Source organism: Caballeronia temeraria (assembly GCF_001544795.2).
GTDB lineage: Bacteria > Pseudomonadota > Gammaproteobacteria > Burkholderiales > Burkholderiaceae > Caballeronia > Caballeronia temeraria.
The window spans coordinates 118,410-130,507 of the sequence record NZ_FCOI02000020.1 but is presented as its reverse complement, the minus strand read 5'-3'; the positions used below and the strand labels follow the sequence as shown (position 1 = coordinate 130,507).

The following is a 12,098-nucleotide window of genomic DNA, read 5'->3' as shown; positions in this document are numbered from 1 at the left end:
GCTGGATCGCGCAATGGAACGAGATGATTGCCGATCCGGAGCAGAAGATTGGCCGTCCGCGTCAGTTGTTCATCGGCGAGGGGAAGAGAGCGGTCGCCTGAGGTCGCGATTTCCGACGCTGCATCGGCGGCGCGCGGTGAGATGGGCGAATGTCCAACTCACCGCGCGCCGCTTTTTCATTCCGCCCGACGTTTGTAAGCCTGCCGTTGGGTTGTAAGACGTCTCATAATGGAAATCGTTTTCCTCCCTTGATCAACGCCCAAAAATAGGGCTTTTTGCAGGGTTAACGCCTAATTAAAACCTTGACGGCGTCGGGATATAGTACGTCGTCGTACAACATCTCTGGCCGTAGGTCGCCATTCAGCGTTCGGTTCGCGCGGAAAACGATTTCCTGCCTCCGCATTGAAGGAAGACTCCATGAAAAAGATTGCTCTCAGCGGCGCCGGCGGCCAGCTCGGCTCGGTCGTGCGCGCGGCGTTTGTCGAACGCGGCACCCCGTTGCGTTCGGCGGCGGGTTCGAAGGCGCTGACGCCGCTCGTCGATGGCGAAGACGTCATGCACGGCGATCTGCGCGATCCGGCGGTGGTGGATCGTCTGCTCGAGGGCGTCGATGTGCTGATCCATTTCGCCGGGACGAGCGTCGAGCGTCCGTTGCCCGAGATCATCGAAAACAATTTGCGCGGGCTCGTCGAAGTGTACGAAGGCGCGCGCCGGCAAGGCGTGAAGCGCATCGTGTTCGCGAGCTCGAACCACGCGATCGGCATGTATCCCGTGACTGAGCGTCTGGCGCTCGACTGCGAGCTTCGCCCGGATGGCTTCTATGGTCTGAGCAAGGTCTGGGGCGAGGCGCTGGCACGAATGTACTGGGACAAGCACGGCATCGAGAGCGTGTGCGTGCGCATCGGCAGTTGTCTCGAACGGCCCACCGAGCAGCGGCATCTCAGCACCTGGTTCGGTCATCGCGATCTGATGCATTTTCTCGATCGCTGCATCGAGGCCGAGAACGTGGGCTTCCTGACCGTCTGGGGCGTGTCGGCCAACACGCGCAGCTGGTGGGACAACAGCGGCGCCGCGCGTCTGGGCTATCAGCCGACGCAAAACGCCGAAGACTACGCCGATGACATCCTCGCGCGTCCGAATCCGCTCGATGCACTCGGGCAGCGCTTTCAGGGCGGCAGCTTTGTCGGCATCGATTATTCGCGTGACGATGCCGGCGCGAACCGCCAGGCCGCGTCGGCGTAGCAACAGACCTGACACGGTCGAAGACTCAAGAGGAGACGTAGCATGAAAATCAAAGGTATTCGCTGGTGGATGGTGAGTCTGGTCGCCGCCGGTCTCATCATCAATTATCTGGCGCGCAACACCCTGTCCGTGGCCGCGCCGAGCCTGATGAAGGACCTCAACATCACGACCGAGCAATACGCGCATGTGGTCGTGGCGTGGCAGCTTTGCTATGCGTTCATGCAGCCGGTGGCGGGCTTCCTGCTCGACACCGTCGGCACCAAGATCGGCTTCGCGGCGTTCGCGCTCGCATGGTCGCTCGCCTGCGCGGCGGCGGCGTGGTCGACGGGCTGGCGCAGCCTCGCTTTCTTCCGCGGCCTGCTCGGCATCGCCGAGGCGGCCGGCATCCCCGCTGGCGTGAAAGCCACGAGCGAGTGGTTTCCGGCGAAAGAGCGGTCGGTCGCGATCGGCTGGTTCAACATCGGCTCGTCGATCGGCGCGTTGCTGGCGCCGCCGCTCGTCGTGTGGGCGCTGATGCATGGCGAGTGGCAACTGGCGTTCGTGCTCGTCGGCGTGGCGGGCGTCGTGTGGTGCGCGGTGTGGATGATGCTCTACAAGCATCCGCGCGATCAGAAGCTGCTGGGCCATGCCGAGCGCGACCACATCCTGAGCGGACAGGAAGCCATGCACAGCGATGCGGCCACGGGCAAGCGCAGCTGGTTCGCGATGCTGGGCAGCCGCGATTTCTGGGCGATCGGCATTCCGCGCATGCTCTCAGAACCGGCGTGGCAAACCTTCAACGCATGGATTCCGCTCTACATGATGACCGAGCGTCACATGAACCTGAAGGAAGTGGCGATGTTCGCGTGGATGCCGTTCCTCGCCGCGGATATCGGCTGCGTGCTCGGCGGCTATCTCAGTCCGCTGTTCCACAAGTACGCGAAAGTTTCGCTGTTCACGTCGCGCAAGATGGTGTTCGTGGTCGGCGCGCTGTGCATGATCGGACCGGCTTGCGTGGGCCTCGTCGCGAGTCCTTACGCGGCGATCGCGCTGCTGTGCGTCGGCGGTTTTGCGCACCAGACACTGTCGGGCGCACTCTACGCCATCACGTCCGATATGTTCGGCAAGAACGAAGTCGCGACGGCCACCGGCATGGGCGGCATGGCGGGTTATCTCGGCGCGGCGGCCTTCACGGCGCTCTTCGGCGTGCTCGTGACGCAGGTCGGTTATAGCCCGTTGTTCGTCGTGCTCGCTGTCTTCGACATCATCGCGGCTGGCGTGGTGTGTCTGCTCGCGAAAAATGCAAATCGGACGCCGGAGCCGCGTTGGGTTGCGGCGGTTACGGCGGCCAAGTGATGTTCGTTCGATGAATCCGACGAGTCCCCGCCGTTCAGACGACGCGCGGGGCCCAAAAGAGGTAATTACTTCTCGTGCGCCGGTCCGCTGATACATTTTGGGCGAAACGGGGTCACATAAGCCATTGATTTTTATGACAGAATACGCGCTGTGCGAGCGGAGTGGCAGAGTAAATCGTGCGCCTTCCGCCAGAATCAACGTTTCTGTCTATTGAGGATTGGTGATATGGGAAGTCTCAGCATCGGGCATTGGCTCATCGTTCTGGCAATCGTTGCGCTCGTTTTCGGCACGAAGAAGTTGCGTACAGTCGGTTCGGATCTGGGCGGCGCGGTCAAATCGTTCAAGGAAGGCGTAGGCGTCGATTCGACGTCGGCTTCGGGCGCAACGTCGAGCCCGACGACGGTCGATGTCCAGGCCAAGGACGTCACGGCGCGATAAGTCAAGATTTCCCAAGCCAGCGACAGGCGCAGCCGTACGAGTGCACGAACCTCCGCAAACTGGTCTCGTTCTCACGATGCGCCTCGCTACTTTCTCCGAGCGCGCTCGCGCTTTGTTCATCGATTCGATCTGGTGGACGCTCATCGTTCTTGTCGTTCCGCTTGGGCCTTCCGTCGAGGACATCCCGCTGTCACCCGATGCCCTCGCGGCGACTTTCACCCTGTGGCTGATGGTGGCGCAGTGCATTCCGATCCTCGTGACCGGTGTTTTATGGATCGTGTGGGGCACGTCGCCGGGTAAGCGCGCGCTGCGATTGCGGATCGTGGACGCCGACAGTCACGAGCCGATGACCCGCCGGCAAGCCGTGTTGCGCACGATCGGCTACGTGCTCACATTTGCTTTGTGCGGAGCCGGGTTTCTCTGGATCATGTTCAATCCGCGCAAGCAAGCGTTGCATGATCGCATCGCAAACACAGTGGTCGTTGCTGAAAAAGCGCGGTAGCGTCTCGCGCGCGCTGCGCGCCGTGGCGTTAGTTTCGGATAACGAAATGTTTCGTCGATGAAGATATCCGTGCTTGACGCAGATCAACAGTGAGCGCCCCGTTAGCTCCTTAAATGATGTCGTCTCGTTCGAGGAGTCATGAATGTCATGGGATTTCTGGTATCGGCCGTCATCTTTCTCGTATCAACTGGATTCCTCGTCAGCGCCGCGGATTCACCCGCTCCCCCGGCGACGAGTGTCACGACATCCGGCGCGCACGTCGAAGAAGCACGGAGCGCGATCGTCACGTCTTCGAATGCCGTAGACGAGTGAGCGGGAACTCGAGCGGAAGCGCACCGGACGAGCAACGGTGCGCCGCCTCATCGCGCGTCATTTCAGCAAGGTCATCTGCAGCACCTTGAAGATCACGAGACCGACCGCGACCACCAGATAGCCACGCAGCACGCCCATCCAGATTCGTGTGGCGAGCGTCATGTTCTGCGGTGCGAGCGTGTCGAGCGGCGGCATGCGCCATGTGTCACGCTGCGCGCGGTCGATCGGCGCGTGCGTCGATCCCCGTACGCGACGCAGTAGCGCCGTGGCCACGAAGCAGGCGATCGCGAGCACGCTGCCGCCGATCAGCACGTCGATGATCGTCTCGCCGCTGATGTCCGGATACAGCACGGCCGCGGTCAGGATGATCGACAGCATCACGAGCACCCAGATGACCGTCCCCGTGAACAGGTTCAGTCTCCGCGAGTTGACCCACGGACCGAGCACGCTCCGGTCGTTGCAGAGCAGCAGCAGGAACACGGTCGCGCTGGGCAGCAGCACGCCCGCGAGCGTCTGGACCGCTTCGGTCAACAGCCCGAGCGGGCTGCCCGGGATCAGCACGATCGCGGCCGCGAGTGCGACGATCCCGAAGTAGACGAGGTAAAAGCCCTTCGCGTCCGTCACGCCACGATGCAGCGAATGCCGGATCTTGAACACATCGCCGATCGCATATGCGGTCGACAGCGACACGGCCGCCGCACCGATGATGCTCGCATCGAGCAGCGCAACCGCGAACAGCGTCGCGCTGGTGCGGCCCGCGTACTGCTCGAGGCCGGCGATCACGCCGCCCGCATCGGCGAAGTTGCCGAACTCCGGACGGCCGGCGAATAGCGCGGCGGTGAAGCTCATCATCGCGACCGCGCCGACCAGCACGAACACGATGCCGATCCACAAATCCGCCTTCTCGTACTTCATGAAACGCGGCGTGATGCGCTTGTCGATCACGTAGCTTTGCTGGAAGAACAGTTGCCACGGCGCGACCGTCGTGCCCACGATGCCGATCACGAGCAGCATCACGTCCGAGAGCTTCGCGTGAGTGGGCCAGTTCGGCACGAGAAAATCGCGCGTCATCTGCGAGACCGGCGGATGAATCGCGACGAGCACCGGCACGAGCACGAGGCTCAGCACGCACAGCACCACCGCGAAGCGCTCGAAGCGCCGGAAGTCGCCGGTACTGACTGCGGCCATCGTCAGCGCAGCCGCGATGCAGACGCCCGCAACCTTGGGCATGCCGAAGAAGTCGAGCACGAACGTGATGCCGATGAACTCGGTGACGATGGTCAGCGCGTTGAGCAGGAAGAGATCGATCACGCTGAAAGCGCCCCAGAACTTGCCGAAGCGCTCGAAGATCAGCCGCGCGTGGCCGACGCCCGTCACCGCGCCGAGACGCAGCACCATTTCCTGGTTGACGTAGAGCACGGGCACGAGCAGCAACATGGTCCAGAGCAGCGTCGTGCCATAGTTCTGGCCTGCCTGCGTGTAGGTGCCGAACGCGCCCGCGTCGTTGTCGCCGACCATCACGATGAGGCCGGGCCCGAGGATCGCGAGCAGCGTCCGGACGCGCGCCCACCACGTATTGCGCGGCGCGGTGTCGTGATGCGCGATCGAGCCGAGCGCGCCGCGAATATCGCCGATATGCGCGTCGTCGAGAACGGCGCCGCGTTGCGGAGCGGTGGGTGGAGAGACGTTGGATGGCGTGGACATGATGCACCCCGTGGCAAATATTGTTTATCTGACTTGGCCGCCGTTCAGCCTGCGGTAGCCACGTAGGCGTGCCTTTGAGACAGGCGCGCGCGAACGCGGCCGCATGCGAAGCGGCGGCGGAACCAGACGGCGGACGCACGGCGGCATCACGCCATCTGGGGCGGATCGAGGTGCACGGGTGAGTTACGGCGAAGTACTACGGCGCGCACCGCTTGCCTGAAGACAAACGGCGGCGTTGACAAGGCGCGGACGTGAGTCGCTCAGGCGGAATTCTGATTCGAAGGTCGACTACTGCTAGTGTCCAAGGCGTTCGCCCAATCGTTGAAGATTGTCAATTTTATGGACCGCTTTAAAACGGCGTCAAGCGTTGAATCTCGATTGACCGAAAATAATTCCGGATCACATGGAGCTGAAATATATGCCCTTGGATTCACGCGCTCGAACCTTTCAGCAGGGCATCGTCGGCGCGACAGTTCCATCGGATGTTCATTCGCGCGTCGCCTGAATGCGTCCCGCCTTGACGGCTGATCTGAGTACTGACCAGTCCGCCTCGTTCTGCTCCGCATAACGATGACCGCGAGTTCCTTTCGTCTTTCTTCCGCCGAGTCGGCCATCGCGAGCAAGTTCGTCGATTCGAACTGGTGATACCAGACGTCGAGCGTATCCATCTTGCTGAATGCGGCGATGCGCTGCCGGAACGTCGCGCATAGACGTCGCACGATGTGACGCTGGCTGTTCTTTGGAAATCCGCGCTCGCGCGCTGCGATCACGAACGAAGCGGCCAGTCTGCGCACATCCCAGTCGAAAGGTCCTGGAAGCGTTTCGTCAAAGTCGTTCGGGCCGAAAAGAATGCGCCGCTCCGGACTTGCGAACAGCCCGAAGTTGGCAAGGTGCGCATCGCCGCCGAATTGCACGATGACGTCCGTGCGCGGCAATGTCGACAGATCGAAAGCCATCAAAGGCGCCGCACCTCGATAGAACACGAACGGATTCGCAAGCATGCGCCGGCGAGCGCCGCTCGTGGAACACGTGTGCGCGCCGCCTTGCCCAGGTTGATCCGCGATACGAGCGCACCACGGCCTGCGAACATGTTGGAGACGTCTTGTTGTGTTGTCATGTTCTTGATGTCTATGTCGACCTTTCAGGCTGTCAAGCGTAACGATGGTCCGGGCGTTCGCGCAATGGCTGCATCGCTTAAGCCTTCCTTAAGCATGAGTGATGCAGGCTTTGTGTCCCAAGGGCGCTACCTTCCGGACGATATGGCTCATCAGCTGCATGTTGCCCATCTGTGCTTCGCCTTTGCTGCAGCGTTGTTCGCACTGTGCTCCGGTGCGGGCATCGTGTACACCGTGTCGGCGAGCTTTCTCGTGCGACGGTTCTTTTCGCGTCCGAAGGATGCGCCCGCCGGCTTTCCGGCCATCACCATCGTCAAGCCGTTGCATGGCGATGAGTGGCAGCTATTGGAGAACCTGACGAGTTTCGTCGAGCAGGACTATCCTGGACCGGTGCAACATATCTTCGGTGTCCATGACAGATGCGATTCGGCACTCGCGGCCGTCGAGGCTCTGCGCGCGCGGTTTCCAGATAAAAGCATGACGGTCGTCGTGGATAGCCGCGTCTACGGACCCAACCGGAAGATCGCCAATCTGACGAACATGCTCGACCTCGCGGAGCACGATGTTCTCTGCTTCGCCGACAGCGACGTAAGCGTGAACCCCGGCTTCCTGCGTGACATCGCCGGCGCGCTTCAGCAGCCTGGCGTCGGTCTCGTGACGTGCGCGTATCGTGGACTGTGTGCGCCCGGCTTCTGGCCGCGGGTCGGTAGCGCGATGAGCGACTATCACTTTCTGCCCGGCGTGGTGACCGGACTGGCGATCGGACGCGCGCGTCCGTGCTTCGGGCAGACGATCGTCATCACGAAGGACACCCTCATGCGCACAGGCGGTCTCGCGCAGTTCGCGCATCATCTCGCCGAAGACTATGCGATCGGCGAAGCGGTGCGCGGCATCGGTCTGCAGGTTGTCGTTCCGGCTTTCATCGTGCGTCACGCGTGCGTCGAAACGACGTTTTCCCAGTTGTTCGCGCACGAGTTGAGATGGAGCCGCACGATTCGCGCCGCGGACCCGGCGGGGCATCTCGGCGCTATCCTGATGCATCCGTTTGCGCTTGCGTCGCTCGCCGCGCTCTTTTCGTTCGGCAATCCGCTGGCCTGCGGACTGGTCGCGTTGACACTCGTCGTGCGCGCGATACTGGTATGGCAAACCGATCGATCGACGGATACGCGCTGCAGCGGCTTTCCCTGGCTGCCGCTCTGGGATGTCCTTCAATTCGTAATCTATGTGGCGAGCTTCTTCTCGTTTCGCGTGCTATGGCGGGGACGACACTTCAATGTCGACGAGGACGGTTTGCTGTCGCCCTGTGTTCAACGTGACGCGGGTCTGAAATGACCTTCCAGTCGATCACCATTCTTTCGGGACGGACCGTGCGCCGATGAAATATTTCGGGTCCATTGCCGCTTTGCTCGGCCTCTTCATCGCAGCGTGGCTCATCTGGCGCGATGATCCCGCAGCGATTCTGCGTCTGCTGGAATCGGCCGGTGGGGGTCTGTTGCTGGCTGCGCTCGTCCATATCCTTCCGATGCTGCCGAACGCGAGAGACTGGCGCTCGCTGATCCGCGATGCGGAGCGGCCCTCGTTCGCGACCATGCTCAAGATCGTCTGGATTCGCGAGTCGATCAACGGGCTGCTGCCTGTCGCGCGGATCGGCGGGGAGATCGTTTCGTTTCGCCTGCTCGGCCGTGCCGGCGTGCGTCCTGCAACGGCCGTGGCGAGTCTCGTCGTGGACATGCAGCTCACGTTGATCAGCCAGGTCGTGTTTGCGCTCGTCGCGATCGGGTATGTGCTCGGGCAGGCGGAATCGAGTTCGGCGCATCTTGCGGGAAGATTGGCATGGGGCCTGGCTGCGATCATGCCGGTGCTCTTGCTGTTCGCACTCGTGCAACATGCACGCCCGTTCGAGCGCGCCGCGAGAACGCTCAACCGGGTCACGAGCGGAAAGGTGTACGCGCTCGTCGGCAAGTCGGCGCGCATCGATCAATCCATCAAGCTGATCTGGCGGCAGACCGGCGTCGTCGTGCGCTATCTGTTCATCTGGCAGACGCTGCAGTGCCTCGGACTGGCGCTCGAATTATGGGTCGCGTTGCACGTGCTCGGATCGAACGTGAGCTTCGCGACGGCGTTCGTGCTCGAAGCGCTGATTCAGATCGTGAGCAGTGTGGCGTTCGTCGTGCCGGGCGGCATCGGTGTGCAGGAAGGCGGCTTCATCCTGATAGGCGGCATGCTGGGCATCGATGCATCCACTTGCCTCGCGCTGGCCGGCGCGCGGCGCGTGCGCGATCTTCTGTTCTTCGTGCCGGGGCTTGTCTACTGGCAAGCGGCCGAGCGTTCGTTCGGCGTTCGGCGTGCAACCGCCGTGAAGCCGGGCAACGCGAGCGCGAAGTGATTTCATGGGACGAGGATCGCGACGCGTTCCAGGCGCGGACGAGTTTCAAAAACCTGAATCAATCCACATGAGCCAACCGTCATCTTTGAGGGCATCTATGAAAACGCTGTTTCTGCAGGCACCTTCGTTCGACGGCTTCGATGGCGGAGCAGGCTCGCGTTTCCAGACGCGACGCGAGATTCGATCATTCTGGTATCCGACGTGGCTCGTTCAGCCTGCCGCGCTGGTCGAGAACAGCCGTGTCGTCGATGCTCCGGCGGACGGCCTATCGTTGGATGCCACGCTCGACATCGCTCAGGAATACGACCTGGTCATCATTCATACGAGCTCGCCGTCGTTTTCGAGCGACGCGCACTTCGCGGAGCATCTGAAGCGACGCAAGCCCGGCATTCTCATCGGGATGATCGGCGCGAAGGTTGCCGTCGATCCTCACGGCTCGCTGACCGCAAGCGATTCGATCGACTTCGTGTGCCGCGAGGAATTCGACTTCACGTGCCGCGACATCGCGCAGGGGTTGCCGTTCGAATCGATTGCCGGTCTGAGCTATCGCTTGCCCGATGGCGGCATCACGCACAACGAAGCCAGACCGATTCTCGAAGACATGGATCAGCTGCCGTTCGTCGCACCCATCTACAAACGTGACCTCAATACCGCGAATTATTTCAGCGGCTATCTCAAGCATCCGTACGTTTCGCTTTACACGGGACGGGGCTGCAAGTCGCGGTGTACCTTTTGTCTGTGGCCGCACACGGTCGGCGGGCATCGCTATCGCACGCGCTCGGTGGATAACGTCCTCGAAGAAGTGAAATGGATCAGGGACAACATGCCCGAAGTGAAGGAGATCATGTTCGACGACGACACCTTCACCGATCTCAGACCGAGAGCCGAAGAGATCGCGCGCGGTCTCGGAAAGCTCGGGGTGACGTGGTCGTGCAACGCGAAAGCGAACGTGCCGTATTCGACGCTCAAAGTGATGAAGGACAACGGCTTGCGGCTGTTGCTCGTCGGCTACGAGTCCGGCGACGATCAGATTCTGGTCAACGTCAAAAAGGGCCTGCGAACCGATATGGCGCGCCAATTCAGCGAGGACTGCCGCAAGCTCGGCATCAAGATTCACGGCACGTTCATTCTCGGGCTTCCCGGCGAAACGCACGAAACGATCCAGAAGACGATCCAGTATGCGAAGGAGATCAATCCGCATACGATCCAGGTCTCGCTCGCGGCGCCCTATCCGGGGACGGTCCTTCATAAGCAGGCAGTCGAGAACGGATGGCTGGAAGAGACCAAGGTGATTACGCTCGTCAGTTCCGCGGGCACCCAGACTTCAGCCATCGGCTATCCGCATCTGACGCGCGAAGAGATCTTTCTCGGCGTCGAAGAGTTCTACAAGCGCTTTTATTTCAGGCCGTCGAAGATCTGGGAAATCGTTCGCGAGATGCTGGTCAGTTGGGAGATGATGAAACGACGCCTGCAGGAAGGCGTGGAGTTCTTCAGATTTCTGCGGGATCACAAGGCGTGATTGCTGACGGATGCCGGTGTGAAGTCGAGTCTGTTCCTGCTTCCTGCGCTCGCGCTTTACAGCGGCAGCCTTCTTGCCGATGAGTCATGCAGAACCGCGGCCACGCTTCGACGAACGGACTCTGATCCAGCACCGCGTCCGGCGACGCTGAAGTCGCTGACGGCCACCGGCGACTATGGGAAAGGCGAGGACATCGCGCAAGCGGTGGTCTTCCTTGCGAGCGCCAACGCGAGCTACATCACCGGCGCGGCGCTCACTGTCGATGGCGGTGCGAACGCGTAAAGACGAAGGCGCTGGCGACCGGTCGTCAGCGCCGAAAGATCGGGTATCGCATCTTTCGCTTCGGGTCCGCAGTGGTTTCGCCGGAAACATGGAGGGCCTCGGGCACGTCGCGCAGCGCGGAAAGGAACGCATCCGGCGCGATGCAGCCTTGCGACCCGCCCTTTCTCCGCGAGAATCTGCCCGCATTGCAATGATGCTGGCGTTACGCTTCACGCGCTCTCCCGGTCGATGATCGAGAAGCCCGTATCGATGCGCGCCGGCATGTCCATACTCGAAGGACTCGCTCCGAACCTCGACAGCAGAGCGTCCGCAGCCTTCATTCCGATGGTCGTGCCGTCCACGCGCACCGTGGACAGAGACGGATAGACGTGTGCAGCCGTGCTCAAATCACCGAAGCCCATCACCGCGACGTCGCGCGGCACCGACAATTTCCGGCTCGCGGCTTCGGCCAGAACGCCTTGCGCGAGCGTGTCCGAACTGCAGACGATGACCTCGGGCCGGGCTTCGTCGAACAGCAGCGCGGCGCCTTCTCGTCCGACCTGAAGCGTGGCGGGCGCCGGCAGAATCTTGAAGGCCGTATCGGCGATGCCTTGTTTGCGCAATTCGGCGATCAGACTCTTTCCACGGCGCAGACCTCTCGGATCGTCGACGGAAACGATGCCGAACCTGCGATAACCCTTATCGAGAAGATGCCGCGCCACTTGCTTGCCGACTTCCTCGTGCGAGAAACCGATGACCGTATCGATCGGCTTGTTGGTCAGATCCCAGATCTCCACGACGGGAATTCTGGCCTTCGTCAGCCGCTCGACCGTGGCCTTCGTGTGACTCGTTCCCGCGAGCACGATGCCGTCCGGACGCCGGCCGAGAATGGCCTCGACCAGCGCCTCTTCGCGCGCCGTGGAATACGCCGTAAGACCGAGCAGCGTCTGATAGCCCGCCTCGGTCAGCTTGTCGACGAGCGCCTGGACCGTTTCGGCGAAGATCGAGTTGGCGATCGTCGGAAGCAGAATCGCGACGAGCCGGCTCTTGCTGCTTGCGAGTCCTCCGGCAAGCATATTGGGCACGTAGCCCGTGGCCCGCACCGCATCGAGCACTTTCTTCTGCGTGTCGCTGCGGACCAGTTCCGGCCGATTCAGCGCCCGCGACACGGTCATCGGTGCGACGCCCGCCACTTTCGCGACGTCGATGAGCGTCACGCTTTCCGGCTGCGTGGACAGCGATATCGGCCTGCTTGAAATTTTCTTCGCCATGTTCGGAGTCTGA

At 61.8% G+C, this 12,098-nt stretch carries 11 protein-coding genes; 8 read left to right on the top strand and 3 right to left on the bottom strand.

Features of this window, described 5'->3' with window-relative positions:
• Window positions 1–417: 417 nt before the first annotated feature.
• The 4 genes from AWB76_RS25655 to AWB76_RS25640 all read left to right on the top strand — a co-directional run bounded on the left by AWB76_RS25655 (window position 418) and on the right by AWB76_RS25640 (window position 3,517).
• The gene (locus AWB76_RS25655) at window positions 418–1,242 is read left to right on the top strand and encodes an NAD-dependent epimerase/dehydratase family protein (protein ID WP_061162931.1); all 825 of its coding nucleotides are present in this window, start codon (window positions 418–420) and stop codon (window positions 1,240–1,242) included.
• Window positions 1,243–1,284: 42 nt separating this feature from the next.
• Window positions 1,285–2,577, top strand: a complete 1,293-nt coding sequence (locus AWB76_RS25650) for an MFS transporter (protein WP_061162930.1) — start codon at window positions 1,285–1,287, stop codon at window positions 2,575–2,577.
• A 225-nt stretch (window positions 2,578–2,802) separates the two neighbouring features.
• Window positions 2,803–3,015, top strand: coding sequence for a Sec-independent protein translocase subunit TatA (tatA, locus tag AWB76_RS25645; protein ID WP_061162929.1), 213 nt, complete (start codon window positions 2,803–2,805; stop codon window positions 3,013–3,015).
• A 76-nt stretch (window positions 3,016–3,091) separates the two neighbouring features.
• Entirely contained in the window at window positions 3,092–3,517 is a 426-nt protein-coding gene (locus AWB76_RS25640) for an RDD family protein (RefSeq protein WP_061162950.1), read from the top strand.
• Between the two features lie 369 nt (window positions 3,518–3,886).
• Here the strand turns inward: AWB76_RS25640 and AWB76_RS25635 are convergent, their stop codons facing one another.
• Together AWB76_RS25635 and AWB76_RS42290 are read right to left on the bottom strand one after the other, a co-directional pair.
• Complete coding sequence (locus AWB76_RS25635) at window positions 3,887–5,533, bottom strand: Nramp family divalent metal transporter (protein ID WP_061162928.1); 1,647 nt, start codon at window positions 5,531–5,533, stop codon at window positions 3,887–3,889.
• 260 nt (window positions 5,534–5,793) lie between these two features.
• Window positions 5,794–6,489 (bottom strand): DUF2252 family protein, encoded by a 696-nt coding sequence (locus tag AWB76_RS42290; RefSeq protein WP_244173449.1) that lies wholly within the window; start codon window positions 6,487–6,489, stop codon window positions 5,794–5,796.
• A 303-nt stretch (window positions 6,490–6,792) separates the two neighbouring features.
• On the opposite strand from AWB76_RS42290, the gene hpnI reads away from it, so the two are divergent.
• The 4 genes from hpnI (at window position 6,793) to AWB76_RS42940 (ending at window position 10,835) form a co-directional block, all read left to right on the top strand.
• Window positions 6,793–7,980, top strand: coding sequence for a bacteriohopanetetrol glucosamine biosynthesis glycosyltransferase HpnI (gene hpnI / locus AWB76_RS25625; RefSeq protein WP_061162926.1), 1,188 nt, complete (start codon window positions 6,793–6,795; stop codon window positions 7,978–7,980).
• A 43-nt stretch (window positions 7,981–8,023) separates the two neighbouring features.
• On the top strand, window positions 8,024–9,034 hold the full coding sequence (locus AWB76_RS25620) for a lysylphosphatidylglycerol synthase domain-containing protein (RefSeq protein ID WP_061162925.1): 1,011 nt from the start codon (window positions 8,024–8,026) through the stop codon (window positions 9,032–9,034).
• A gap of 97 nt (window positions 9,035–9,131) precedes the next feature.
• Complete coding sequence (gene hpnJ, locus AWB76_RS25615) at window positions 9,132–10,553, top strand: hopanoid biosynthesis associated radical SAM protein HpnJ (RefSeq protein WP_061162924.1); 1,422 nt, start codon at window positions 9,132–9,134, stop codon at window positions 10,551–10,553.
• 18 nt (window positions 10,554–10,571) lie between these two features.
• On the top strand, window positions 10,572–10,835 hold the full coding sequence (locus AWB76_RS42940; protein ID WP_341845311.1) for an SDR family oxidoreductase: 264 nt from the start codon (window positions 10,572–10,574) through the stop codon (window positions 10,833–10,835).
• 209 nt (window positions 10,836–11,044) lie between these two features.
• Here the strand turns inward: AWB76_RS42940 and AWB76_RS25605 are convergent, their stop codons facing one another.
• Window positions 11,045–12,085, bottom strand: coding sequence for a LacI family DNA-binding transcriptional regulator (locus AWB76_RS25605; RefSeq protein ID WP_061162922.1), 1,041 nt, complete (start codon window positions 12,083–12,085; stop codon window positions 11,045–11,047).
• Window positions 12,086–12,098 lie beyond the last annotated feature (13 nt).

Bases quoted from the DNA above. Each gene is read 5' to 3' on its own strand.
- AWB76_RS25655 (WP_061162931.1), top strand. From the start codon at position 418: ATGAAAAAGATTGCTCTCAGCGGCGCCGGCGGCCAGCTCGGCTCGGTC.
- AWB76_RS25650 (WP_061162930.1), top strand. From the start codon at position 1,285: ATGAAAATCAAAGGTATTCGCTGGTGGATGGTGAGTCTGGTCGCCGCC.
- tatA (WP_061162929.1), top strand. From the start codon at position 2,803: ATGGGAAGTCTCAGCATCGGGCATTGGCTCATCGTTCTGGCAATCGTT.
- AWB76_RS25640 (WP_061162950.1), top strand. From the start codon at position 3,092: ATGCGCCTCGCTACTTTCTCCGAGCGCGCTCGCGCTTTGTTCATCGAT.
- AWB76_RS25635 (WP_061162928.1), bottom strand. From the start codon at position 5,533: ATGTCCACGCCATCCAACGTCTCTCCACCCACCGCTCCGCAACGCGGC.
- AWB76_RS42290 (WP_244173449.1), bottom strand. From the start codon at position 6,489: ATGGCTTTCGATCTGTCGACATTGCCGCGCACGGACGTCATCGTGCAA.
- hpnI (WP_061162926.1), top strand. From the start codon at position 6,793: ATGGCTCATCAGCTGCATGTTGCCCATCTGTGCTTCGCCTTTGCTGCA.
- AWB76_RS25620 (WP_061162925.1), top strand. From the start codon at position 8,024: ATGAAATATTTCGGGTCCATTGCCGCTTTGCTCGGCCTCTTCATCGCA.
- hpnJ (WP_061162924.1), top strand. From the start codon at position 9,132: ATGAAAACGCTGTTTCTGCAGGCACCTTCGTTCGACGGCTTCGATGGC.
- AWB76_RS25605 (WP_061162922.1), bottom strand. From the start codon at position 12,085: ATGGCGAAGAAAATTTCAAGCAGGCCGATATCGCTGTCCACGCAGCCG.